Here is a 23,497-nt window from a genome sequence, read left to right as displayed (position 1 = left end):
TCACCCCATGAGGGTGACCCTGACATGTACAGCCTGATTTCCCAAATCGCCCGTTTCCTGCCCGCAGCCACCCGCGTGGCGCCCGTGAACGGTGTGGCCCACAACCTGATGGAACGCGCCGCCAGCGCCGGCCGCAACCCCCGGCAAGCCCAGGAACTGCGCAGCGCAGCCTACGCTTACCTCAGCGTGGTCCGCTGATACCCAACGCTTGCCCACCTCGTGTGGGTCGCTGCCCCCTCAGGGAGCCGGCCGCCCTGCCGCTGGCCAAGCCAGACCGCGGCTTCAGCTGGTAAAGGCGGGGCCTCGCCCGGGGCGGATGCGGTCAGAGCTTGACCCCCGCGCCTTTGACGGCTGGCGCCAGCACCGCCACTTGTTCCCGCACAAAGCCGGTAAACACTGCCGGGCTCACCGGGTGGGTGGCAATACCCAATTCCAGCATTTTCTTTTTGATGTCGCTGCCGGCCAGAATCTCGTTGCAGGCCGTGTTCAGCCGCGCCACCACGTCGGCCGGCATTTTGGCCGGGCCACTCAGGCCGAAGAAGTTGTCCACCACCAGCTTGCGGTTGCCGAACTCGACCACGCTGGGCACATCCGGCACCAGGGGCGAGCGGTTGGCTGAAGTCACCGCCAGCGGCACCAGTTGCCCGCTCTTGAAGTAAGGCACAAACGCCGTCAGCACGTCAATGCCGACCGGGATCACTCCGGCGATCAGGTCGGTGGTCATAGGCGCGCCGCCGCGGTAGGGAATGTGCTGCAGGTTCACGCCCATGGCTTTTTTCATCAGCTCCCCGTAGATATGGCCGATCGAGGCCGGGCCGCCCGAGCCGAAGTCGAGCCTGCCGGCCTTGCGCGCCTGCGCCTCTACGTCGGTGATGGTCTTGATGGGCGCCTGCGGGTTGGCCATGACGACGCAGGGCGCGTTACCGATCAGTGCAATGTGGGTGAAGCTTTCCACCGGGTCATAGGGTTGTTTTTCCAGCGCGAAGGGCCCGATGGACACTGGCGTGGAGTTGCTGAGCATCAGCGTGTAGCCGTCGGCGGGGGCCTGCGCCACCACCAGCCCGCCCACGCTGCCGCCCGCACCCGGGCGGTTGTCGACCACCACCGCCTGGCCCAGCTTCTTGCCGAGTTGCTCAGCCATGACGCGCGCCACGATGTCGCTGGCGCCGCCGGCCGGGAAGGTCACGACGATCTTGATGGGCTTGTCGGGCCAGGCCGCCAGCGCGGGCAGGGCGACGGACGCCGCGCCGCCGGCCAGCAACTTGAGCGCGCTGCGGCGCCGGAGGAAGGGAGTTTCAACGGGGGACATGCGGTGCTCCTGCAGGCAGTGTGTGTGCAAGGCTCTACGCAAAAAACATGCCCCCTGCCGCTGCGCCCGCGCCCCAACCCGAGCCGCCCGCAAGCCGCCAGGATGGCCGACCAGCCGGTTGTTGCTATAAAATCAATAGCAAACTATTAGCGTACCGCTTGGACAAATTGCCAATTCAATGCATGGCGATGGGCGGCGCATGCTTCACGCGGCCAGCCATTCGTGATGAGGCTGGCGCTGGCCCGTGTCAATATTGAAGTGGCAGCTATTCTTTTAATAGCGCCCTGCTGACTCAAGGCGAAAATGCCTTGTCGGCGGCCCGCGCCACCGCGTGCCGCAGCCACATATGGGCGCTGCGCTGCTGGGAGCGGCGGTGCCACACCGCATCCACGTGCACCGGCGATACATCAAACGGCAGGGGGCGCAGCACCAGCTGGTCGGCGATGCCGGTCACGCGCACAAAGTGGCGCGGCAGCACCGTCAGCAAGTTGGAGTTGGCCACCACGCGACCGGCGGTGAAAAACTGGTTCACCGTCAGCACCACCTGGCGCTCGCGGCCCAGTGAAGCCAACGCCTCATCGATAAACCCGTAAGGCCGGCCCGAAAAACTCACCAGCATGTGGCGCGCCGCGCAAAAGCGGTTGAGCGTGAAAGGGCCGGTGGCCAGCGGATGGTCTTTGCGCATCACGCAGACGTATTCGCCGTCGTAGAGCCGCTGGTGCAAAAACGGCAAGGGCTCGCCGCTTTGCGCGTGCGCCGTCAGGTCGGCCAGCAGCGAGGGAAAGTAGCCCACGGCCAGGTCGCAGGTTTCTTCGTCCAGCAGGCGCCGCGGGTCGCGCGTGGTGAGCGGCACCACCCGCATCGACACGTTCGGCGCCTCCTGGTCCAGTGTTTCCACCAGGCCGGGTATCAGCTCGGCCGCGGTGGCGTCGGCCATGGCCAGCACAAACGTGGTGTTGGCCTTGCCAGGCTCAAATTCGCTGGGGATCAGCGACTCCTGCAACTGCAGCAGCGCTTCGCGCACGGCCGGCCAGATGGCAACGGCGCGGGGCGTGGGCGCCATGCCCTGGCCGCTGCGCTGCACCAGCTCATCGCCCAGTGTTTCGCGCAGGCGCCGCAGCGCGTTGCTGACGGCCGGCTGCGTCAGCGACAGGTTGCGCGCCGCCCGCGTCAGGCTGCGCTCGGCCATCACCTCGTCGAAGACGCGGAGCAGGTTGAGGTCCAGTGTCCGGAAATTAAGGGGATTCAAGGGTTTTGGCCGGATTGAAAGAGGAAGGGAAAGGGGCGAAAGCGGGCTGGGGACTCCGATTGTGTCCAGGTTATCACCAATGTGAATGAATCACATCATAAAGATAAAGTTGAATAACATGAGGGGTAACCCTAACATCCTCATACCCGCTGCAATTTTGGTTCAGTGGGTTAACCCAAGGAATTCAATCATGACCAGCTTCGTCAATATCAAATACTCCACGCAGCATCCCGGCGTTGCCCGCGCTGAGTCGGCCTTTGGTGCCGTACGTCAGCTGGCGCATGCTTTCACCGGCACCCGCGGCCTGGCCACCTTGCTCTTGTCCGCCATCGCCGCCGCCGTGATGGTTGTGGCCTACCAGGTGATGGACAGCGTGACCGAAGGCCACCTGCTGGTGATGTGGATCGGCGTGTGGGCCATCGCTTTTGTCGCCCTGGCGCTTTTTGCCACCGCCGCACGCAGCGCAGCCGTCAGCCTGAAAGCCGGCCTGGACGGCTGGTCGCGCAGCCTGGCTGAAGCCCGCGCCGACCAGCGTCTGTGGCAAGCCGCCAAGAACGACCCCCGCGTGATGGCCGACCTGCAAATGGCTTTGCTGCGTGCACAAGCCGATACGGAAGTTGCCGACGCTACAGTGGCGGCTCCCGCTGATGTGGCACCGGTTCCTGCCGGCCTGACACAGCGTGCCCTCCGTGTCGGCGGTGCTGAACTGCAGGCTTACCTGCAAAGCGCCAAGGCTGATGCGCAAGTTGCCGCCAACGTCGCTGCACCTGCTGCTGCTGTTGAAGTCCCCGCCGGCCTGACACCGCGCGCCAAGCGCCTGGGCGGTGCGGAACTGCGCGCTTACCACCGCTTGATATGCATAAGCGCCTGAGCGCTGCGCCGCTGCCTGCAGCGGCCCACAAAAAAGCCACCGGATCCGGTGGCTTTTTTTTGCCTTGAAGACGTCAATCTGCAAGGAATGGGGCGCAGCGCAGGTTGTGCGAAACGCCCCGTCGCATGGCGTGCCGGTCAGGCAGCCAGGCGGCGCTCAATGGCGGCTTTGGTCTCCTCCAGCTCTTTTGGCAGGTGATGTTCGAGTTGCTTGAACAGTTCGGCGTGCAGTTCCAGCTCTTTTTGCCAGGCGGCTTTGTCGATGCTGGTCACGGTCTTGAACTGTTCGGCGCTGAAGTCCAGGCCGGTCCAGTTCATGTCTTCGTAGCGGGGGCTGACGCCGGTGATGTGCTCCACGCCCTGGCCCTTGCCTTCGATGCGGTCGATCATCCACTTCAGCACGCGCATGTTTTCGCCGTAGCCGGGCCAGACGAACTTGCCGTCTTCGCCCTTGCGGAACCAGTTGGCGGTGAAGATTTTCGGCAGCTTGGCGCCCGAGGCTTCCAGTTTCTGGCCCACGTTGAGCCAATGCTGGAAGTAGTCGGCCATGTTGTAGCCGGCAAACGCGATCATCGCGAACGGGTCGCGGCGCACCACACCGACCTGGCCGGTGATGGCGGCGGTGGTTTCAGAGCCCATGGTGGCGGCCATGTACACGCCTTCCACCCAGTTGCGTCCTTCGGTGATCAGCGGCACGGTGTTGGAACGGCGGCCGCCGAAGATGAAAGCGTCAATCGGCACGCCGGCGGGGTCGTTCCAGGCGGCATCGAGCGCCGGGTTGTTGATGGCAGCCACGGTAAAGCGTGAATTGGGGTGGGCGGCCTTGGCGCCGGTTTCTTTGGCGATCTGCGGCGTCCAGTCCTTGCCTTGCCAGTCGATCAGGTGCGCCGGCAATGCCTTGCCCGGGGCGTCCTGTTCCATGCCTTCCCACCAGACGTCGCCGTCGTCGGTCAGGCCAACGTTGGTGAAGATGACGTTTTTATCCAGGCTGCGCAGGCAGTTCGGGTTGGTCAGCATGTTGGTGCCCGGCGCCACGCCGAAGTAACCCGCTTCGGGGTTGATGGCGTGGAGGCGGCCGTCCTTGCCGGGTTTGATCCAGGCGATGTCGTCGCCGATGGTGGTGACCTTCCAGCCTTCAAAACCGGCCGGCGGCACCAGCATCGAGAAATTGGTCTTGCCGCAGGCCGACGGGAAGGCTGCCGCGACGTGGTACTTCTTGCCTTCGGGCGAGGTCACGCCCAGGATCAGCATGTGTTCGGCCAGCCAGCCCGGGTTGCCGGAGCCGTCTTGCGAAGCGGCGCGGCCCATGTTGGAGGCGATGCGCAGTGCAAAGCATTTTTTGCCCAGCAAGGCGTTGCCGCCGTAGCCGGAGCCGTAAGACCAGATTTCGCGCGTTTCCGGGTAATGCACGATGTACTTGGTCTTGTTGCAAGGCCACGTCACATCTTTTTGGCCTTCGGCCAGCGGTGCGCCCACGGTGTGCACGCAGGGCACAAACTCACCGTCGACGCCGAGCACGTCAAACACGGCCTTGCCCATGCGGGTCATGATCTTCATGTTGACGGCGACGTAAGGGCTGTCGGACAGCTCGATGCCGATGTGCGCGATCGGCGAGCCCAGCGGGCCCATGCTGAAAGGCACCACATACATCGTGCGGCCCTTCATGCAGCCGTCAAACAGGGGCTGCAGCGTGCTGCGCATCTCGGCGGGCGCCATCCAGTTGTTGGTCGGGCCGGCGTCTTCTTTTTTGGCCGAGCAGATATAGGTGCGGTCTTCCACGCGCGCCACGTCGGTGGGGTCGGAGCAGGCCAGGAAGCTGTTCGGGCGCTTGGCTTCGTTGAGCTTTTTGAAGGTGCCGGCGTCGACCAGCTGCTGGCACAGGCGCTGGTACTCTGCGTCGCTGCCGTCGCACCAGTAAACGCTGTCGGGCTTGCACAGGGCCACCATGTCGGCGACCCAGGCGATCAGTTTGGCGTGTTTGACGTAGGGGGGCGTATTGAGGTTGAGCCCTTGCATCGCGGGGTGGTTCATCGAAAAACTCCAAAGTTAAAAAGCGTTATTTCGATAAACGTCGGGCGGCAACCTGGACGGTTGTGACACAGAGACGTTTGTCGAAATAAGGCTTGGAATTCCTGTTGTGCAACAAACAAGTCCCGGTCGGCGGGCGGGCCGCAAGCCTCGGGAGTGCTGCGGCGCAGTGACAAAAAAAGCGGCTGTCAGCGCTGCTTTTTCACCTTCCACGGGTCGGCCAGAGAATTCATTTTAAGAAGATCAGGCGCGGTTACCTTGGAGTTACCGGCAAAAGTTATGCATAACCGGCATGAGGTTATGCATATGCAGTACCGGGGTTCCGGCAGCCATGACATGGGGGTGGGGAATGCTGCGGCGGGGGCGTTTGGGCCGCGATTCACGGCGGTCAGCGGTGAAAGGGCTGGAGAGCGGACGCAAAAAAGCCCGCAAGCTGCGGGCTTTTCAGGGAGGCGGGTGGCCTTTAAGCCATGTAAATGGCGATGAAGGCCAGCAGGAACATCAGCACGCCGCCCACCACGGGCAAAACAATGGGAATCAATGGAACGATCGCATCAACGGCATCCTGCTCCTGGGCGGGCGTGGCGCTGTCGTGGGCTGCATTGGTGGTGTGGCTGGCTGGACTGGACATGGGGGTGGTTCCTGAAATGCTGGGAAGTCTTCACGGCATTTTACCCGCATGAAGATGGTTACATGAAGATGCCGGCGTCAAAGAGGCCCGGCGCCTGGTTTGCGCTACGCTTTGACATGCTTGTTTGTGGAAGGAATGCATGAAATCCCCAGTCCCTTTTCTGTTTCAGCGGCGGTCTCGGCTGTTCCCGGCCGTTGCGGCCCTGTCGGCCCTGGCCCTGCTGTCGGCGTGCGCTTCCGGCGGCCCCAACAGCGCTTCGGCCAGGCCGGTGCTCTATCCCAACGCCACCCTCAACCGGGTGGGTGATGCGCAAGGCCAGGCCGAAGTCAACGCCTGCATGTCGCGGGCCTCGGCTGCCGGGCTCAGCCCGTCGCAAGGCGGCAATGAAGTCGGCCGGCGCGCCGGTGAGGGCGCCGCAGTTGGAGGCGTGGCGTCGGCCGTCGGTGCGTTGATCACCGGGCGGGGCGGCGAGGGCGTGCTGCGCGCCGGCGCCGCGGGTGCGGCTGTCGGTGGCTCGGCCGGTGCGGTGTCGGGCGCGTTTCACAACGACAAACCCAACAGCGTCTACCGCAGCTTTGTGCAGCGTTGCCTGAGTGAGCGCGGCTTTGAGGTGATCGGCTGGAACTGATACCGCCCAGCCGGCCGGCCCACGGGTCAGTGCTGCTCTGAAGCCTCAAAGCCGGCCGCGTTCACCGCATCCAGCACTTGCTGGATGTGATCGCGCCCACGCGTCTGGATCACCAGCTCGATCTCCACGTTCTGGGCCGACAGCATGGTGAAAGCGCGCTGGTGATGCACTTCGTCGATGTTGGCCCCGGCATCGGCCACCGTGGCGGTGATTTTGGCCAGTGAACCGGGAATATCGCGCACGCTGACCTTGATGCGCGCCAGGCGCCCGGCGCGCACCATGCCGCGCTCGATGATGGCGGCCAGCAACAGCGGGTCGATATTGCCGCCGCACAGCACCAGGCCCACCTTCTTGCCGGCAAAACGCGCCGGGTATTTGAGCAGCGCCGCCAGCCCGGCCGCGCCGGCGCCTTCGACCAGCGTTTTTTCGATCTCGAGCAGCATCACCATCGCCTGCTCGATGTCGCCTTCATCCACCAGCACCAGGTCGTCCACCAGCCTGGCGATGATGGCTTGCGGGATGAGGCCGGGCGTGCCCACCGCGATGCCCTCGGCGATGGTGCTGGTGCCTTGCGGGTGTTGGGTGCCCTTGATCGCGTTGACCATGCCGGGGAAGCGCGAGGTCTGCACGCCGATGACTTCAATGCCCGGCTTGATGGCCTTGGCGGCCGTGGCCGTTCCGGCAATCAGGCCGCCGCCGCCCACGGCGATGACCAGCGTGTCCAGGCTGGGCACGGCATGCAGCATCTCCAGCCCCACGGTGCCCTGGCCCGCGACGATGGCTTCGTCGTCATAGGGGTGCACGAACACCAGGCCCTCTTGTTCGGCCAGCTTCAGGGCATGCGCGCGGGACTCATCCAGTGAATCGCCATGCAGCCCTACCTCGGCGCCAAAGCCGCGGGTGCGCTCGATCTTCACGCCCGGCGTGAAGCGCGGCATCACAATCACCGCGCGTATGCCGAGCCGCTGCGCGTGGTACGCCACACCCTGGGCATGGTTGCCGGCGCTCATCGCAATCACGCCGCGGCGCCGTTCGTCGGCCGAAAGCTGGGCGAGTTTGTTACAAGCGCCGCGCTCCTTGAAGGACGCCGTGTACTGCAGGTTCTCAAACTTGAGGAAGATCTGCGCGCCGGTGAGCTGCGACAGGGTCTTCGATTCCACGCAGGGGGTGTCCAGCAGATGGCCTTGCAGGCGCTGGGCGGCTTGTTCGATATCGTGAAGGCTGAGCATGAGATTCCTCTGGGGCGAATACGGGGATTGTGCGGGGTCAATTTTCAGCGCGTTCGGGCTTGATTCTGTGGTGCATTTCACACGGCAGCGTTGAAGTAGTGTCTTCCATGATGCTTCAAGCTGCGTTATGGTGGAGTCTCATTGAACCAGACGGTATCTCCGGTGCTCATAGTCTTCATGAAGCACACAGACGGTCAGGCAAGGTCAAGCGGGGTCTACAGGCATGTCAACCAGCGGTGCAGGTGCACAAGGGAGGTTTGTCCATGAGCAAGCGTTCCGTTAGCGAGCAGCAGTCGCTGCTGTCCCCCGGGCTGAAAGAAGCGCCGGTGCTGGACCTGATGTGCTCGCACTTCGTGCTCACGCTGGCCGCCCGGCAAGGCGCCAAGTTCAACGTACGGCGCGACCTCAACAGCCTTTTGTCGCTCTCGGGCCGGCACCTGGTCTGGCCGCTGCCCGCGTTGCAGCGGCTGCGCGAGTTCCTGGGGCGCCGCTGCAAGGACAACGAATTCTGGCGCGGCCATGAAAGCCTCTCCGACGCCGAGTTCATGGCGCGCCACGGCGCCTGGCGCGGCCCGTATGAAGAAGGCACGCTGTTCTTCTACCTCGACGAGCACGCCAAGGACCAGCCCAAGGACCTGCTCTCGGTGCTGGCCGCCACCGGCGAGTGGCTCACGCACGCGCTCAAGAAGCAATCCACGCTGGTCGAAAAAAACATCGACGCGCTGGCCAACCTGTTGCAGCTCAACCGGGCCGAGCGCGCCTTGCTGCTCTACGGCACGCTCGCGCGCTACCAGCGTGATTTGCGCTCCTTGCTGGTCGAGTTCAAGGTCAGCAATGCCCCGGAAGCTTACGCCGCCATCGCAGATGTCGCCGGCGTCAAGGCGCCTGAAGTCGCCGAAGCGCTGCGCGCCGGTTCGCGCCTGGAGCGCATCGGCATGGTCGAGAACCTGATCTCCGAACACAACATCACCGACCTTGCCGACCTGATGAAGGTCAGCGAAAAACTGCCGCCCGTGCTGATGCGTGAGTACCGCGACCAGAACGAACTGATGGCGGTCTTCACCCGGCCCGCTGCGCACAGCACGCTGGGCCTGGCCGACTTCGCTTTTGTGCAGGAGGACGCGCAAGTGCTGGTGTCGCTGCTGCGCAATGCCGTGGCCAGCAAGGAGCAGGGCGTCAATGTGCTGCTTTATGGCCCACCCGGCACCGGCAAGACCGAGCTGGCCAAGGTGGTTTCGCAAGCCGCGGGGCTGGACCTGTTTGAAGTCGAATACGCAGACCGCGACGGCAACTCGCTCAGCGGGCGCGACCGCTACCGCTCGCTGCAGATCGCCCAGGTGTTCCTCAAGGGCAGCACACACTCGGCCCTGCTGTTCGATGAAGTGGAAGACGTGTTCCCGCCGATCTCCAGCGAAGCCGCGCAGCTGATGGCGCGATCCGAGCAACTGCCGGTGCCGGCCAGCGGCTCGGTCAGCGGCAAGGCCTGGGTCAACCAGATCCTCGAGTCGAACACCGTGCCGACGCTCTGGGTGACCAACCGTATCGAGCAAATCGACCCGGCCTTTCGCCGCCGCTTTGCCTACCACCTGGAGCTGCGATCGCCGCCACCCGGTGCACGCGAGGGCGTGGTCCGCAAGACGCTGGAGGGCGTGCAGGTGAGCGATGCGTTTGTGGCCAAACTCACGGCACGCAAAGGCCTGACGCCCGCGCAGATACGCACCGCCGTGCGCTTTGCCCGCCTGGCCAGCGCGCCCGAAGACAAGATGGACGTGCAGATAGACAGCGAAGGCATGAAGACCATCCTCGCCGGTGGCAGGCCATTGCTGATGGAGTCGCTGATTGAGCGGCAGCTCAAGAATGCCGACGTCGCGCTGGGCAACAAATCAGAAACAGCCGGCCGGCGCAATGTCACGACCTATGACCTGTCCATGCTCAATGTCGAGTCGCGCTTTGAAGTGCAGCGCATCGTGGAGGCGCTCAAAAGCCGCGGCCACGGCAGCCTGTGTTTCTACGGCCCGCCCGGCACCGGCAAGACCGCGCTCGCCGAGCACATCGCCAAATCGCTGGACCAGCCCCTCATCATCAAGCAGGCGAGCGACCTGATGAGCAAGTATGTCGGCGAGACCGAGCAGAACATGGCGGCGATGTTCCGCGAAGCCGAGGCCGAGAAAGCCGTGCTGCTGCTGGACGAAGCCGACAGTTTTTTGCAGGACAGGCGCGGCGCCCAGCGCACGTACGAGGTGACCGAGGTCAACGAAATGCTGCAAGGCATGGAGCGCCACAACGGCATCTTCATCTGCACCACCAACCTGCTCGAAAGCCTGGACCAGGCGGCGCTGCGGCGCTTCACGTTCAAGATCAAGTTCATGCCCCTGACGCCTGAGCAGCGCGAGGCCATGTTTGTGGTCGAGGCCCTGGCCGGTGATGCCGGCCTGCTGACCGGCGCCGTCAGCGAGCGGCTGGGCAAGCTCACGCAACTGTGCCCCGGCGACTTCGCGGCGGTCAAGCGCCAGGTCGACATCCTGGCGGCGGAGTTCTCGGTCGAGGAGTTCCTGTCGCAACTGGAGGCCGAGCACCGCATCAAGCCCGAGGTGCGCGAAGGGCGCAACATGGGCTTTCTGCAGTAGCGCATCCTGCCTGCGTTATTTATGAAAAAATGCCTGTAGCCCAATCGCTGTCTGGGCAATTAGCTATCAAAACAATAGCAATCTCCTTCCGGGCACCAATCATTTCCAACTATCCTTAACCGGAAAGCTTCGTTCGCAAACGGGTCCTGCCTGCCTAGAGTTGCCCTTGGCGTCTGCGCTGTTCATCAGCGTTGCTGCCGATGTGGAACTTCAGGAGCAGTTGATGGGAACACGGGATTGGGATTTGCAGCAGCTGTCGAGCGCGGCAGGCGCTGTGCGGCACGAGGTGGATGTGTTGGTGATTGGCGGCGGGCCCGCCGGCGCCTGGGCGGCCATCAGCGCGGCGGCAACGGGGGCGTCGGTGCTGCTGGCCGACAAGGGCCATTGCGGCACGTCGGGTGCGACCGCGCCGTCGGGCACCGGGCTCTGGCATGTCTCGCCCGATGGCGCGGCGCGTGAAGAGGCCAAGGCCAGCCGTCTCGCGATGGGCGGGCATCTGGCAGAGCACGCCTGGATGGACCGCGTGCTGGCGCAAACCTGGGCCAACGTCGATTTGCTGACCGAATGGGGCTACCCATTCCCGGTCGACGCCGACGGGCAACTGCGCCGCACCTCGCTGCAAGGCCCCGAATACATGCGCCTGATGCGCAAGCAGGTCAAGGCGGCCGGTGCCCGCATCATCGACCACAGCCCCGCGCTGGAGTTGCTGGTCGATGACAGCGGTACGGTGTGCGGCGCCACCGGCGTCAACCGGCAAAGCGGAGAGACCTGGGTGGCACGCGCGGGCGCGGTGGTCATCGCCACAGGCGGCTGCGCCTTCCTGAGCCGCGCCCTGGGCTGCAATGTGCTCACGGGCGACGGCCACCTGATGGCGGCCGAAGTCGGCGCCGAGTTGTCGGGCATGGAGTTTTCCAATGCCTACGGCCTGGGTCCGGCGTTCTCATCGGTCACCAAATCGCTGTTTTACAACTGGGCGACTTTCTACTACCAGGATGGCTCGCCCATTGAAGGTGCGGGCTCTTCGCGCGGGCGCAGCGTGATCGCGCAGACCTTGCAGACGCAACCTGTCTACGCCTGCCTGGACCGTGCCGATGCCGACATCCGCGCCTGGATGCGCACCGCCCAGCCCAACTTCTTTGTGTCGTTCGACCGGCAGGGCATAGACCCCTTCACGCAACACTTCCCCGTGACCTTGCGGCTTGAAGGAACCGTGCGCGGCACTGGTGGACTGCACGTCGTGAACGAAAGCTGCGCGACCTCCGTGCCCGGCCTGTATGCCGCCGGCGATGCCGCCACACGCGAGTTAATCTGCGGCGGCTTTACCGGCGGCGGCAGCCACAACGCGGCCTGGGCTTTGTCGTCGGGCTTCTGGGCCGGTGCGGGCGCGGCGGATTTCGGCCGTGGCGCGCGAAGCACCGCACAACGTGTGGCCCTGCGCGCAGGCGGCGTCGCCTTGCAGGGCAAAGGCAGCCACGCGCCGGGCAGCGCCGAGGTGATACGTGCCGTGCAGGCCGAGGTGTTTCCGTATGAGCGCAACTGGTACCGGCGCGGCGACCTGCTGGAAGACTCGCTGCAGCGGCTCGATGCCCTCTGGCACCGCCTGCGCGCAGGCGCACCGGCGGCCAACGCGCAAGAGGCGGTGCGCGCCCGCGAAGCGGCGGCCATGCTGGCCACCTCGCGCTGGATGTACCGCAGCGCCTTGCAGCGCACCGAAACACGCGGCATGCACAGGCGCAAAGAGCACACCGCAAGCGATCCGCTCCAGAGGCACCGTCTTGTCAGCGGCGGGCTGGACGAAGTCTGGGTGCGCCGGCAGGCGGTGGACAGCGTGCCGTCGGGGCACGCAGCGCCAACTTCTTCCGGGGTCACCGCATGATTGAAATCGTCAGCGCCACCCGTTGCACCGCCTGCAACATCTGCGTGCATGCCTGCCCCACCAATGTGTTTGACATCGTGCCCGGCGGCCCGCCGGTGATCGCGCGCCAGGACGACTGCCAGACCTGCTTTATGTGCGAGCTGTACTGCCCCGAGGACGCGCTCTACGTCGCGCCCATTGCCGACCATGCCGCCACAGTCAATGAACATGCCGCCGGCACGCAGGCCCTGATGGGCAGCTACCGCAGCGCCATCGGCTGGGGCAAGGGGCGGCGCTCCACTGCAGTAGCCGACGCGAGTTACGAACTTCTACAACGGGCGCACTGATGCGCCAACCGATCCGACATGACTGATTTGACATTTCCACGCACCACACAACGCCGCAAACTTCTGAACGCCGCGATCGCGGCTGCGGCTTCACTCGCCTTGCCGGGTTTAAGCCGTGCCCAGGGCGGCGCGCCTTCGCGGCCACTGCGCCTCGGCTTTATCGGCCCCGGTAAAAAACCGGCCTCGGCCACAGGCTGGGCGCTGCAGCAGGGCCAGTTGCAACGCGAACTGGCGCCGCTGGGTTTTAGCGACGTGGTGACACGCGTGTTTCCCAACGGGCCGGACCTCAACGAAGCCTTTGTCTCCGGCAACCTTGATGTCGGCATTTACGGTGATACGCCAGCCGTCGTGGCCCGGGCCCAGGGGTTTGAAGGGCGCTTGCTGGGTTTTGACAATGTGGGCATGAACGTCTGGCTGCTCACACCGCGCGGCGGCGTCAAAACGGTCAAGGAGCTGGAGAGAAAAACCGTCGGCGTTGCCCTCGGCTCCTACATGCATCGCTATGTGCTCGGCCTGCTCAAGGAAGCGGGCTTGCTCAAATCCGTCAAGGTGGTGCACATGCTGCCGCGTGACGGCGAGCCCGCGCTGGAGCGCGGCGCCGTGGCGGCCTTTGCCGCGCCCATCAACACCGGCCCGCTGCTGGCGTCGCGCGGCTACCCGGTGATTGACGAAGCTGAAAAGCACCCGACCCTGCGCGGCACCTCGGTCATCATCGCGGGCCCGCAGCTGCTGGCCGGCACGCCGGGCCTGCCCGCCGCCTGGGGCCGCGCGCGCACTGCGGCGCTGCGTGACATTCGCCGCGACAGTGCGGCGTACTACGCCTTCCATGCCGAAGCGAGCGGCTTTCCGGTCGAGGCAGTGAAAGCCTCTTATCCGCTCTCGCAGTTCCCTGATTCGGCCTATCCGGCCGAGGGGCTCAAGTTGATCGAGGAAGTGAAGCGCTTTTTACGGGCCGAAAACCTGATACGGCGCGATTTTTCCGTGGCGCAATGGACGGTGGCCGGGGCCGACTAGACGCAGGCCAGGCTGGCTTCGTGCTTTTTCCGGACAGCTTCGCTCACCTCAAGCTGCGCCTGCCGCACGATGCGGCCCTGCTCGATCCAGAGTAATTGCCCCGGCTGCATCTGCTGCCAGTTCTCATTGCGCGTGAGCGGCTGGGTGGCGACCACGCACAGGCGGTCTTCCGGGTCGTTGGTCTGTGCAAAGTCCATGCTCAGGTCGGCATCCACCAGGCTGGCGTTTGAAAAAGGCCATTCCCGCACCAGGTACCACAGCCGCGTGGAGCAATGCGCAAAAAGTGACTGCCCATTGGAGAGCAGGTAGTTGAAGACGCCAAACTCCGCCGTCCGCTCGCTCATGGAGCACAGCGTCTCAAAGACGATGTCGGCCGAGCAGGGCTCACGCGGGCTGATCTGCTTGAGCTCTTCCATCAGCGCGCAGAAGGCGCGCTCGCTGTCGGTGGTGCCCACCGGCTGGTAGTTGCCGGCCGAATCCGGCTGGTAGTCGATCAAATCGCCGTTATGGGCAAACAGCCAGTGACGGCCCCACAGCTCGCGCGTGAAAGGATGGCAGTTTTCCAGCCGCATCGGGTCGCCCTGCGTCGCCTTGCGAATGTGCGACACCACATTGCGCGACTTGATGGCGTATTGCTTGAGCATCTCGGCGACCGGTGACGTCGCCGCAGGCTGGGCATCGACAAACAGGCGGCAGGCCTTGTCTTCAAAGAACCCGATGCCGAAACCGTCCGCATGGTGGTCGGTGAGGCCGCCGCGTGCAGCGAACCCGGTCAGCGAGAACCGAAGGTCCGCCGGTTTGACCGAATTCATTCCCAACAGTTGACACATAAGCGTAGTTTAGTGCCCCAGGATTTTTGACAGGAAGTCTTTGGCCCGGTCGGTTTGCGGGTGATTGAAGAACTCGGTGGGCGTGTTTTCTTCGACGATCTGCCCCTGGTCCATGAAGATCACACGGTCTGCGACCGCCTTGGCAAAGCCCATCTCGTGCGTCACGCACAGCATGGTCATGCCCTGGTTGGCCAGCTCCATCATCACGTCCAGCACTTCCTTGATCATTTCGGGATCCAGCGCCGAGGTGGGCTCATCGAACAGCATGATCTTGGGGGTCAGGCACAGCGCACGGGCAATCGCCACGCGTTGCTGTTGCCCGCCGGAAAGCTGCAGCGGGTATTTTTGCGCCTGCTCGGCGATCTTGACGCGCTCAAGCTGGTGCATGGCGCGTTCGATGGCGTCTTTTTTCGACAGGCCCGCGACCCAGGTCGGCGAGAGCGTCAGGTTCTCCAGGACGGTCAAATGCGGGAACAGGTTGAACTGCTGGAAGACCATGCCGACCTGGCGGCGCACCGCATCGATGGCCTTGATGTCGTCGCCCAGCACGGAGCCCGCCACGGTGAGCGTGCCTTCCTGGTAGTCCTCCAGTGCATTGATGCAGCGGATCATGGTGGATTTGCCCGAGCCCGAGGGCCCGCAGATCACCAGGCGCTCGCCCTGCTTCACTTCGAGGTTGATGTCGCGCAGCACGTGGAAATTGTTGCCGTACCACTTGTTCACGTTGTCAAAGCGGATGGTGGTTTCACTCATTTTCTGTTTTCCTGTTCAACGGGCTTTGCCCACGGCGAGACGGTGTTCGATCCACAGGCTGTAGCGCGACATCGCAAAGCAGCAGGTGAAGTAGATGGCGGCAATGAAGAGATAGGCTTCGATCTTGAACGGCCGCCAGTTCGGGTCGGACCCGACGGCGATCGACAGCGCGCCCGTTAGCTCATACAGCGACACGATGGTGACCAGGGAGGTGTCCTTGAACAGCGAGATGAAGTTGTTCATGATGCTGGGCACCACCGTGCCGAGCGCCTGCGGAAGCACCACCTTGATCTGCGTTTGCCAGTAGCCCAGCCCCAGGCTGGCGGCCGCTTCCGTCTGGCCCTTTGAGAGCGACTGCAGGCCGCCGCGAACGATCTCCGCCATGTAGGCCGCGGCAAAAAGCGTGATGCCGACGATGACGCGCAGCAGCACATCGGGCGATTTGCCGATCGGCATGAAGAGCGGGAACAGGAAGCTGGCCATGAAGAGCACGGAAATCAGCGGCACGCCGCGAATCAGCTCGACGTAGATCACGCACAGCGTCCGGATGGCCGGCATGTTGGAGCGCCGGCCCAGCGCCACGGCCACGGCGATGGGGAAGGCGGCCGTCATGGAAATCACCGTCAGCATGACCGTCAGCGGCAGGCCACCCCACTGGTCGGTCGTCACTTTGGTGAGCCCGAGGATGCCGCCGCTCATCAAGGTGAAGAAGGCCGTGAGCACCACCGCCCACAGCAGCGCCAGCCAGGGCTTCCAGAACCAGCGGCTGCAGCTGGCGACGACCAGGCCCAGCAACAGGAAAGTCGCCAGCTCGGCGCGCCAGTGCTCGCCCTGCGGGTAGCGGCCCAGCAGGATGATGCGGGCTTTCTCGTTGATGACGCCCCAGCAGGCGCCTACGCCGCGCGCCGCCTGGCAGGCATCTGCGTTGGCGGCCGTGACGGCATTCAGCACGGCCCAATGAAAGGCCGATGTGGCGGCCCACACCAAAATGGCAAGGACTGCCAGCGACACCACCGCGTTGCCGATGCTGGAGAACAGGTTGCTGCGCAACCAGGGGCCCACGCCGTCCATCTTGACGGGCGCCGGGCGGGGCGCAATGGGAGTGAAGTTCTGGGTCATGGGTTTGCGTTCACGGATCAGCGTTCCTTGATGGCCGCACGGCTGTTGAACCAGTTCATCAACGCCGAGGTGAGCAGCGAGGTGGTCAGGTAAATCAGCATGATGATGGCGATGCATTCGACCGCCCGGCCGGTCTGGTTGAGCGAGGTATTGGCAATCGATACCAGGTCGGGGTAGCCCACGGCCACGGCCAGCGACGAGTTCTTGGTCAGGTTCAGGAACTGGTTGGTCAGCGGCGGGATGATCACGCGCAGCGCTTGCGGCAACACCACCAGGCGCATCGAATGGCCCCTCGACAGGCCGAGCGATGCGCTGGCCTCATGCTGGCCCAGCGACACCGAGGCAATGCCCGCCCGCACAACTTCGGCCACAAAGGACGAGGTGTAGAGCACCAGGCCCAGCAGCACGGCGATGTATTCGGGGCTCAGCGCGCCGCCGCCTTCGACCTGCACTTCGGTCAGTTTGGGCAGGTTCCATTCGGAAGGCGCACCGCCGGCCAGCCAGCCAGCCAGGGCGCCGCCCACCACCAGGCCTATCGACACCCACAGCACCGGGCGCGGCTGGCCTGTCAGGTCGAAGGCCCGGCGTGCGCGCTGCGCATAAAAAAAGCTGCCCGCCAGCCCGATTAGCGCGCCGACCACGGCCAGCGTCTGCCCCAGCTGCCACACGGGTGTGGGGTAAGACAGGCCGTTTTTGCTGATGTAGAACAGGCTGCCGATGTGCAGCGCTTCGTCGATGGCGGGAAGGTATTCCGTAAAAAGCAGGTACCACATCAGCAGCTGCAGCAGCACCGGGATGTTGCGGAACATCTCGACATAGCCGTAGCACAGCCCGCGCACCAGCGCATTGCGCGAAAAGCGGCCTATCCCCAGCAGGGTGCCGAGGATGGTGGTCAGCACAATGCCCACCACCGCCACACGCAGCGTGTTGACCAGCCCCACCAGGAAAGCCTTCCAGTAGGGATCGATCGAGTCGTAGTTGAGCCAGCCCTCGCCGATGTCGAACCCGGCAGGCTGCAGCAAAAAGTCGAACCCGCTCTGGATGCCGCGGGTTTTCATGTTGGCCATGGTGTTGCTCACCAGGAGCCAGATCATGAAGACGATCAGGCTGATGGCCAGCACCTGGTAGACGATGGCTCGCGCCTGCTTGCTGCGCCACGAAAAGATCTTGCGGCGCCGGGCAGGCGCTGCGCGCGGGGGAATCAGATGGTGCTCGGACATAACGGCGTTTACCAAGTAGAACGGGCCGCCGGGCAACGTTGTTGTTGCAAGGGGCCCGTTGCGTTCAGCGCATGGGAGTCAGGCGATCAGCGCACCGGCATGGCGTACATCTGGCCGCCCTTGTTCCACTGGTTGTTCTGGCCGCGCGGCAGCGCCAGCGGTGTCTTGGGGCCGACGTTGCGCTCGAAAATCTCGCCGTAGTTACCGACGGACTTCACGGCGCGCACCAGCCATTCCTTGTCCAGGCCCAGCAGCTTGCCGGTGTCTTCGCCGCTGCCGGTCAGGCGCATGACCACAGGGTCCTTGCTGTCCTTGACCATGGCATCGACATTGGCCTGGGTCACGCCGTATTCCTCGGCTTCGATCAGGCCGTAGATCACCCATTTGACGATGGCAAACCACTCGTCGTCACCGCGGCGCACCATGGGGCCCAGCGGCTCCTTGGAGATCAGCTCGGGCAGGATGAGGTGGTCGGCGGGAACCTTGGCTTCCTTGTTGCGAACGGAGGCCAGGCCCGAGGCGTCTGTCGTGTAAGCCTGGCAACGGCCGGAGAAGTAAGCGGCGTTGACGGCTTCCTGCTTTTCAAACACCACCGGCTTCATGCCCAGGTTGTTGGCCTTTGAGTAGTCGGTCAGGTTCTTTTCCGTGGTGGTGCCCGATTGCACGCACACGGTGGCGCCCTTGAGCTGCTTGGCGCTCTTGACCTTGCCCTTCACGGGAACCATGAAACCCTGGCCGTCGTAGTACGTCACGGCAGTCATGTGCAGGCCCAGCGATGCGTCGCGGGTCAGCGAGAAAGTGGTGTTGCGCGAGAGGACGTCAACCTCGCCGGACTGCAGGGCGGTAAAACGCTGCTGGGCGTTCAGCGGCACCCACTTGACCTTGTTGGCATCGCCCAGCACGCTGGCGGCCACTGCCTTGCAGACATCGACGTCCAGACCGGTCCAGGCGCCGTTGCTGTCGGCGGAGGAAAAGCCTGCCAGCCCGACGTTGACGCCGCAAATGACCTGGCCGCGCGCCTTGATGGCGTCAAGCGTTTTGCCTGCATGGGCAGGCCCCATGGCTGCAAGGGTAAGGCCGGCAGCTGCCAGCGTGGCAAGTCCATGTTTCTTTGCGAATTTGATCACGGGAGTTCTCCAGTCAATGTACGTTCCGATGTCCAGCACGATGCGTGCCAGCGTCGAAATGCTAACCGAAGGTGGTTGCCACAAAGTATGGGTATGTGCCTATTCGCTCGGGATAAACCCTTGCGAAATGCGGGTCATGAGCTTAACTATTGGCGGTATGCCATCACAGCATGGCGCGGGTGCCGTGCGCGCTGGCCAACGAACGCCGCAGGCGGCAAATCAATGCCGGATGAATGCCCCAAAGGCGGGCGCAGGATGCCCGCAGAACTGCAGCGCGCACCATCCCGAGGTGGCTGAGGCAAGGGATAACCCTGAATTTGCCTGCGCCTGATTCGCGGCCTTTAACCGGCTGCGGCGCACACCCTGAGCACCTCGGCGCCGTAGGCTTCGCGTTTTTTCGCGCCGATCCCGCTGATGCCGTCCAGGTCGGCCAGGCTTTCGGGCGCCCGCTCGGCAATGGCGCGCAGCGTGGCGTCATGAAAGATGACAAAGGCCGGCAGGTTGTGTTCGCGCGCCACTTCGGCGCGCCAGGCCTTCAGGCGGGCCAGGCGCTCCAGCGCGCCGGCATTGAGCGCGGCTTCGGCCAGGCCTTTGACCGAGGTTTTGGTCACGCGCTTGCTGCGGCTGCCGGCCTTGGCGCCCGCCGCCTGCTCACGCAGCACCACGCTGACCTCGCCCTTGAGCACCTGGCGGGCGTCAGGCATCAGCTGCAGCGTGCTGAAGGCTTCGGCGTCCACGCGCACCATGTTGCGGGCGATCAGCTGGCGCAGCACGCCGCGCCACTGCGTTTCGGCCAGGTCGGCGCCTATGCCGAAGGTGCTGAGCCTGTCGTGCCCGTACTGCGTCATCTTCTCGGTCACCTTGCCGCGCAGGATGTCCATGATGTGGCCGGCGCCGAAGCTGATGCCGCTGGCCTGTTGCACGCGGTAGATGCAGCTGAGCATCTTGCGCGCCGCCTCGGTCGCATCCCACACCGCCGGCGGGTTCAAACAGTTATCGCAGTTGCCGCAAGGCTGGCTGTCTTCGCCGAAATAGCCCAGCAGGCTGACGCGGCGGCAGCGCGTGTCTTCGGCCAGTGTCAGCAGCGCATCGAGCTTGCCGCGCATCACCTGCTTGAATTCTTCGCTCGCCGCCTCGCTGGTGTCGATCATGCGGCGCTGGTTCACCACGTCCTGCAGGCCGTAGACCATCCAGGCGTCGGCGCTCTGGCCGTCGCGGCCGGCGCGGCCGGTCTCCTGGTAGTAGCCTTCGATGTTTTTCGGCATGTCCAGGTGCGCTACAAAGCGCACATCGGGCTTGTCGATGCCCATGCCGAAAGCAATCGTGGCCACCATGACGATGCCGTCTTCGCGCAGGAAGCGGTCCTGCCGCTGCTGCCGCAGGCCCGAGTCAAGCCCCGCGTGATAGGCCAGCGCTTTCAGGCCGGCGTCCTGCAGCCGCTCGGCGATTTCTTCCACGCGCTTGCGCGACTGGCAATACACGATGCCCGCTTCGCTTTCGTGTTCGGTTTCGATAAACCGCAGCAGCTGCGCCGTCGGGTCGGTCTTCTCGACGATGGTGTAGCGGATGTTGGGCCGGTCAAAGCTGCTGACAAACTGGCGCGCGTCTTCGAGCTGGAGCCGCTCGATCATGTCCTGCCGCGTCAGCGCATCGGCCGTGGCCGTCAGCGCCATGCGCGGCACGTCCGGAAAGGTCTCGTGCAAAAGGCTCAGGGAGCGGTACTCGGGCCGGAAGTCGTGGCCCCACTGGCTCACGCAATGCGCCTCGTCGATCGCAAACAGGCTGAGCAGCCCGCGCTCATGCAGCGACGCCAGCAGGCCCTTCATGCGCGGCGTGTTGATGCGCTCGGGCGCGGCGTACAGCAGCGTCAGTTCGTTGCGCAGCAACTGCTTTTCGAGCTGGCTGCTTTCGTCAAAACTTTGCGTGGAGTTGAGGAAGGCGGCCGACACACCGGCCTCGTGCAGCGCGCCCACCTGGTCGTGCATCAGCGCGATCAGCGGCGAGATCACCACCGTCACGCCGTGGCCGGCGTTCTGGCGCACGATGGCCGGGATCTGGTAACACAGCGACTTGCCGCCGCCGGTGGGCATCAGCACCAGCGCGTCGCCGCCGCGCACCACGTGGTCCACGATGGCTTCCTGCGGGCCCCGAAAGCTGTCGTAGCCAAAAACCTGGCTGAGCACCTGCAGGGGCGTGGAAAGAGGGGAGATCGGTAGGGAGGACAAGGCGGGCGAAAAGTCTGGATGGCGGGAAGTTACTGTTGCGCTATCAAATGAATAGCTATAAGCCTATGTCCTGTATGGGCTAGAGGCTGATTTGATGCAAAACCTGTAAGGCCTGGCAGGGGCTACATCTGCTCCCAGGGCAGTCCTTCAAATCGCCAGCCCGACAGCGTGGAGCGCTGGAACTGCTCGTCCAGTTCACCCTCAAAGCCGTGCACCACATGCTGCACGTTCGAGAAGCCCGCCGCCTCCAGCGCCTGCCCGGCATCCAGCGTGCGCTTGCCCGAGCGGCAGATCAGCAGCACCGGCTGCGTTTTGCCCGTTGCCTCACGCGCGACGGCGTCGGCAAACTTCTGCGCGTCAGGCTGCAGGTCGGGGTATTCGTACCACGGCACGTTGACGACGCCTGGCGGGCGGCCGACATACAGCGACTCGATCTCCATGCGCACATCGACAAACAGGGCGTCGGGGTGTGCCTGCAGCCAGGTCCAGGCTTCTTTGGGTTGAAAATTTTTCATAGTCGGGGCAATACCCCTATTGTGGCCGATGGTGCCTACCGGTGGCCTACCGCTCTCTCCCCTCCTCTGCAAGCGCGCGTTTTTGCCTTGGTGCTCCGGTGGAAACCGGGCGGTGCCTCTGTACGGCTGTGGAAAAAACCGCCGCGCCTTAAAATCAGGGCATGAAGCAGACACCCTACACCCGCGGCCAGCAGCTCCCGGCCATCCTCGAAAAGCGCATCGCCATCCTCGACGGCGCCATGGGCACGATGATCCAGCGCTTCAAGCTGAACGAGGCCCAGTACCGCGGCGAGCGCTTCAAGGACTTCCACAAGGACGTGAAAGGCAACAACGAGTTGCTCAGCCTCACGCGCCCCGACGTGATCCAGGACATCCATGAAGGCTACCTGGCGGCCGGCGCCGACATGATCGAAACCAACACCTTCGGCGCGACCACGGTGGCCCAGGCCGATTACGACATGGCCGACCTTGCCATCGAGATGAATTACGAGTCGGCCCGCATTGCCCGCGCCGCCTGCGACAAATTTTCCACGTCCGACAAACCGCGTTTTGTGGTCGGCGCCCTCGGCCCCACGCCCAAGACGGCCAGCATCAGCCCCGACGTGAACGACCCCGGCGCGCGAAACACCAGTTTCGAAGAATTGCGCAAGGCCTATTACGAGCAGACCGAGGCGCTGGTCAAGGGCGGCAGCGATGTGCTGCTGGTCGAAACGATTTTCGACACGCTCAACGCCAAGGCGGCGCTCTTCGCCATCGACGAATACTTCGACAACTCGGGCGAGCGTCTGCCCCTCATCATCAGCGGCACCGTGACAGACGCCTCCGGCCGCATCCTGAGCGGCCAGACCGTCACCGCCTTCTGGCACAGCGTGCGCCATGCCGCGCCGCTGGCCATCGGCCTCAATTGCGCGCTGGGCGCGACCCTGATGCGCCCTTATATCCAGGAGCTGGCGCGCGTGGCCGGCGACACCTTCATCAGCTGCTACCCCAACGCCGGCCTGCCCAACCCCATGAGCGACACCGGCTTTGACGAGACGCCCGACGTGACGTCGCGCCTGCTGCGCGAGTTTGCCGACGAAGGCCTGGTCAACATCGTGGGCGGCTGCTGCGGCACTACGCCCGACCATATCCAGGCGATTGCCCAGGCGGTGACGCCGGCGGCGGCGCGCTCGGTTGCTACCAAATTTTTCTACCGCGAGGCGGCGTGAAGACCGGCGGGCTTCTGCTCGCCAGTCTGGCCCTGCTTGCCGCCTGCGGGCAAAGCCCTCCTTCCTGGGATGTCCTGCTGTCCGGCAAGATCACGGGGCAATATCCCAACTACACCGTCACTGTGCCCGCGCCTGGTCAACTCACGGTTGAGCGGCCCGGCATGCCGCCCAAAAACGTCGAGGTCGCGCCCATTTCCCAGCACTGCCTGCGCGGCGCTAAGAACCTGTTCACGATCTAAACGGGGCCGCGCAAGCACCTTCTCGGGATGGGATGCAAGGCGCGGTGCGACGCTCATAGCCCAGCTATGAGCTAGCGCCGCAACGCCGCAGACCGCCCGAGAAGGCGCTTGCCCTCCGGGTTGGGGTGAAATCGGGCGATTGAGCCACCCGGTCACTTGCAAGGGCATTAGCCCATGCGGCGTGACCGGTCGGCCCACTCATCCCGATTGCACCCCAACGCGGCCCCGTTTAGACCGTGAACAGGTTCTGAAGACTGCAGTTATGCCGTCGAGCAAATGCTGCTGGAATTGCGCGACCCCTGAGCCTCACGCAATGCCCGGAAATTTGCTGCAGGGCGGGCGCAGGGCAGCCTGAGCGCTTAAAATAGCCCTATCCCCAAGGAGCGTTGCAGCGAAGCCGCCCGGTTTCGTCAGGCTTGGGTTTTCAAGATTCCTGCCCCCGCGGCAGACTTTTTGCAACGACGCTCACCTTGC

At 64.2% G+C, this 23,497-nt stretch carries 21 protein-coding genes and 1 riboswitch; of the genes, 9 read left to right on the top strand and 12 right to left on the bottom strand.

Annotation, left to right across the window (positions count from 1 at the left end):
• The first annotated feature begins 24 nt into the window (after positions 1 to 24).
• Positions 25 to 198 (top strand): hypothetical protein, encoded by a 174-nt coding sequence (locus DT070_RS21265; protein WP_164483722.1) that lies wholly within the window; start codon positions 25 to 27, stop codon positions 196 to 198.
• Positions 199 to 322: 124 nt separating this feature from the next.
• Here DT070_RS21265 and DT070_RS06210 read toward each other — a convergent pair whose 3' ends face one another.
• Positions 323 to 1,309 (bottom strand): tripartite tricarboxylate transporter substrate binding protein, encoded by a 987-nt coding sequence (locus DT070_RS06210; RefSeq protein ID WP_122954608.1) that lies wholly within the window; start codon positions 1,307 to 1,309, stop codon positions 323 to 325.
• A gap of 292 nt (positions 1,310 to 1,601) precedes the next feature.
• Positions 1,602 to 2,558 carry a LysR family transcriptional regulator gene (locus tag DT070_RS06205; RefSeq protein ID WP_122954607.1) on the bottom strand — a complete coding sequence of 319 codons (957 nt, stop codon included), beginning with the start codon at positions 2,556 to 2,558 and terminating at the stop codon, positions 1,602 to 1,604.
• A 190-nt stretch (positions 2,559 to 2,748) separates the two neighbouring features.
• Here DT070_RS06205 and DT070_RS21580 point away from each other — a divergent pair, with 190 nt between their 5' ends.
• The gene (locus DT070_RS21580; protein ID WP_228778561.1) at positions 2,749 to 3,429 is read left to right on the top strand and encodes a hypothetical protein; all 681 of its coding nucleotides are present in this window, start codon (positions 2,749 to 2,751) and stop codon (positions 3,427 to 3,429) included.
• A gap of 137 nt (positions 3,430 to 3,566) precedes the next feature.
• Here the strand turns inward: DT070_RS21580 and DT070_RS06195 are convergent, their stop codons facing one another.
• A complete protein-coding gene (locus tag DT070_RS06195) occupies positions 3,567 to 5,459 on the bottom strand; it encodes a phosphoenolpyruvate carboxykinase (GTP) (RefSeq protein WP_122954606.1) in 1,893 nt (630 codons plus the stop codon).
• 460 nt (positions 5,460 to 5,919) lie between these two features.
• Positions 5,920 to 6,087: a hypothetical protein gene (locus DT070_RS21260; RefSeq protein WP_164483721.1), complete on the bottom strand. Its 168-nt coding sequence runs from the start codon at positions 6,085 to 6,087 to the stop codon at positions 5,920 to 5,922.
• A gap of 139 nt (positions 6,088 to 6,226) precedes the next feature.
• Here DT070_RS21260 and DT070_RS06190 point away from each other — a divergent pair, with 139 nt between their 5' ends.
• On the top strand, positions 6,227 to 6,715 hold the full coding sequence (locus DT070_RS06190; protein ID WP_122954605.1) for a glycine zipper family protein: 489 nt from the start codon (positions 6,227 to 6,229) through the stop codon (positions 6,713 to 6,715).
• A gap of 26 nt (positions 6,716 to 6,741) precedes the next feature.
• Here the strand turns inward: DT070_RS06190 and DT070_RS06185 are convergent, their stop codons facing one another.
• Positions 6,742 to 7,944: a threonine ammonia-lyase gene (locus tag DT070_RS06185; protein ID WP_122954604.1), complete on the bottom strand. Its 1,203-nt coding sequence runs from the start codon at positions 7,942 to 7,944 to the stop codon at positions 6,742 to 6,744.
• Between the two features lie 263 nt (positions 7,945 to 8,207).
• Between DT070_RS06185 and DT070_RS06180 the strand changes: the two genes are divergently transcribed.
• The 4 genes from DT070_RS06180 to DT070_RS06165 all read left to right on the top strand — a co-directional run bounded on the left by DT070_RS06180 (position 8,208) and on the right by DT070_RS06165 (position 13,787).
• Complete coding sequence (locus DT070_RS06180) at positions 8,208 to 10,571, top strand: ATP-binding protein (protein ID WP_122954603.1); 2,364 nt, start codon at positions 8,208 to 8,210, stop codon at positions 10,569 to 10,571.
• A 223-nt stretch (positions 10,572 to 10,794) separates the two neighbouring features.
• The gene (locus tag DT070_RS06175) at positions 10,795 to 12,447 is read left to right on the top strand and encodes an FAD-binding protein (protein WP_122957276.1); all 1,653 of its coding nucleotides are present in this window, start codon (positions 10,795 to 10,797) and stop codon (positions 12,445 to 12,447) included.
• Positions 12,444 to 12,773 (top strand): ferredoxin family protein, encoded by a 330-nt coding sequence (locus DT070_RS06170; protein ID WP_122954602.1) that lies wholly within the window; start codon positions 12,444 to 12,446, stop codon positions 12,771 to 12,773. The genes DT070_RS06175 and DT070_RS06170 overlap by 4 nt, the downstream gene beginning before the upstream one ends.
• Positions 12,774 to 12,791: 18 nt before the next feature.
• On the top strand, positions 12,792 to 13,787 hold the full coding sequence (locus DT070_RS06165; RefSeq protein WP_122954601.1) for an ABC transporter substrate-binding protein: 996 nt from the start codon (positions 12,792 to 12,794) through the stop codon (positions 13,785 to 13,787).
• Here the strand turns inward: DT070_RS06165 and DT070_RS06160 are convergent.
• From DT070_RS06160 to DT070_RS06130, 7 genes are all read right to left on the bottom strand, one after another.
• A complete protein-coding gene (locus tag DT070_RS06160) occupies positions 13,784 to 14,617 on the bottom strand; it encodes a class II glutamine amidotransferase (RefSeq protein ID WP_122954600.1) in 834 nt (277 codons plus the stop codon). The genes DT070_RS06165 and DT070_RS06160 overlap by 4 nt on opposite strands.
• Before the next feature lie 9 nt (positions 14,618 to 14,626).
• Entirely contained in the window at positions 14,627 to 15,370 is a 744-nt protein-coding gene (locus DT070_RS06155) for an amino acid ABC transporter ATP-binding protein (RefSeq protein ID WP_122954599.1), read from the bottom strand.
• A gap of 15 nt (positions 15,371 to 15,385) precedes the next feature.
• Positions 15,386 to 16,489 carry an amino acid ABC transporter permease gene (locus DT070_RS06150; RefSeq protein ID WP_122954598.1) on the bottom strand — a complete coding sequence of 368 codons (1,104 nt, stop codon included), beginning with the start codon at positions 16,487 to 16,489 and terminating at the stop codon, positions 15,386 to 15,388.
• 17 nt (positions 16,490 to 16,506) lie between these two features.
• Entirely contained in the window at positions 16,507 to 17,709 is a 1,203-nt protein-coding gene (locus DT070_RS06145) for an amino acid ABC transporter permease (RefSeq protein WP_122954597.1), read from the bottom strand.
• 86 nt (positions 17,710 to 17,795) lie between these two features.
• Positions 17,796 to 18,770, bottom strand: coding sequence for an amino acid ABC transporter substrate-binding protein (locus tag DT070_RS06140; RefSeq protein ID WP_228778649.1), 975 nt, complete (start codon positions 18,768 to 18,770; stop codon positions 17,796 to 17,798).
• 407 nt (positions 18,771 to 19,177) lie between these two features.
• Positions 19,178 to 21,061 (bottom strand): DNA helicase RecQ, encoded by a 1,884-nt coding sequence (gene recQ, locus DT070_RS06135; protein WP_122954595.1) that lies wholly within the window; start codon positions 21,059 to 21,061, stop codon positions 19,178 to 19,180.
• A 122-nt stretch (positions 21,062 to 21,183) separates the two neighbouring features.
• Positions 21,184 to 21,576 carry a rhodanese-like domain-containing protein gene (locus tag DT070_RS06130; protein WP_122954594.1) on the bottom strand — a complete coding sequence of 131 codons (393 nt, stop codon included), beginning with the start codon at positions 21,574 to 21,576 and terminating at the stop codon, positions 21,184 to 21,186.
• 161 nt (positions 21,577 to 21,737) lie between these two features.
• Between DT070_RS06130 and DT070_RS06125 the strand changes: the two genes are divergently transcribed.
• Positions 21,738 to 22,784: a homocysteine S-methyltransferase family protein gene (locus DT070_RS06125; RefSeq protein WP_122954593.1), complete on the top strand. Its 1,047-nt coding sequence runs from the start codon at positions 21,738 to 21,740 to the stop codon at positions 22,782 to 22,784.
• A complete protein-coding gene (locus DT070_RS06120; protein WP_122954592.1) occupies positions 22,781 to 23,023 on the top strand; it encodes a hypothetical protein in 243 nt (80 codons plus the stop codon). The genes DT070_RS06125 and DT070_RS06120 overlap by 4 nt, the downstream gene beginning before the upstream one ends.
• A gap of 372 nt (positions 23,024 to 23,395) precedes the next feature.
• Positions 23,396 to 23,497, top strand: a riboswitch (S-adenosyl-L-homocysteine riboswitch).

It is taken from the genome of Polaromonas sp. SP1 (assembly GCF_003711205.1).
Taxonomy (GTDB): Bacteria; Pseudomonadota; Gammaproteobacteria; order Burkholderiales; family Burkholderiaceae_C; genus Polaromonas.
The sequence above is the reverse complement of the archived record's forward strand: the minus strand, read 5'-3'. Positions and strand labels throughout refer to the sequence as shown.

Bases quoted from the DNA above. Each gene is read 5' to 3' on its own strand.
- DT070_RS21265 (WP_164483722.1), top strand. From the start codon at position 25: ATGTACAGCCTGATTTCCCAAATCGCCCGTTTCCTGCCCGCAGCCACC.
- DT070_RS06210 (WP_122954608.1), bottom strand. From the start codon at position 1,309: ATGTCCCCCGTTGAAACTCCCTTCCTCCGGCGCCGCAGCGCGCTCAAG.
- DT070_RS21580 (WP_228778561.1), top strand. From the start codon at position 2,749: ATGACCAGCTTCGTCAATATCAAATACTCCACGCAGCATCCCGGCGTT.
- DT070_RS06195 (WP_122954606.1), bottom strand. From the start codon at position 5,459: ATGAACCACCCCGCGATGCAAGGGCTCAACCTCAATACGCCCCCCTAC.
- DT070_RS21260 (WP_164483721.1), bottom strand. From the start codon at position 6,087: ATGTCCAGTCCAGCCAGCCACACCACCAATGCAGCCCACGACAGCGCC.
- DT070_RS06190 (WP_122954605.1), top strand. From the start codon at position 6,227: ATGAAATCCCCAGTCCCTTTTCTGTTTCAGCGGCGGTCTCGGCTGTTC.
- DT070_RS06185 (WP_122954604.1), bottom strand. From the start codon at position 7,944: ATGCTCAGCCTTCACGATATCGAACAAGCCGCCCAGCGCCTGCAAGGC.
- DT070_RS06180 (WP_122954603.1), top strand. From the start codon at position 8,208: ATGAGCAAGCGTTCCGTTAGCGAGCAGCAGTCGCTGCTGTCCCCCGGG.
- DT070_RS06175 (WP_122957276.1), top strand. From the start codon at position 10,795: ATGGGAACACGGGATTGGGATTTGCAGCAGCTGTCGAGCGCGGCAGGC.
- DT070_RS06170 (WP_122954602.1), top strand. From the start codon at position 12,444: ATGATTGAAATCGTCAGCGCCACCCGTTGCACCGCCTGCAACATCTGC.
- DT070_RS06165 (WP_122954601.1), top strand. From the start codon at position 12,792: ATGACTGATTTGACATTTCCACGCACCACACAACGCCGCAAACTTCTG.
- DT070_RS06160 (WP_122954600.1), bottom strand. From the start codon at position 14,617: ATGTGTCAACTGTTGGGAATGAATTCGGTCAAACCGGCGGACCTTCGG.
- DT070_RS06155 (WP_122954599.1), bottom strand. From the start codon at position 15,370: ATGAGTGAAACCACCATCCGCTTTGACAACGTGAACAAGTGGTACGGC.
- DT070_RS06150 (WP_122954598.1), bottom strand. From the start codon at position 16,489: ATGACCCAGAACTTCACTCCCATTGCGCCCCGCCCGGCGCCCGTCAAG.
- DT070_RS06145 (WP_122954597.1), bottom strand. From the start codon at position 17,709: ATGTCCGAGCACCATCTGATTCCCCCGCGCGCAGCGCCTGCCCGGCGC.
- DT070_RS06140 (WP_228778649.1), bottom strand. From the start codon at position 18,770: ATGGGGCCTGCCCATGCAGGCAAAACGCTTGACGCCATCAAGGCGCGC.
- DT070_RS06130 (WP_122954594.1), bottom strand. From the start codon at position 21,576: ATGAAAAATTTTCAACCCAAAGAAGCCTGGACCTGGCTGCAGGCACAC.
- DT070_RS06125 (WP_122954593.1), top strand. From the start codon at position 21,738: ATGAAGCAGACACCCTACACCCGCGGCCAGCAGCTCCCGGCCATCCTC.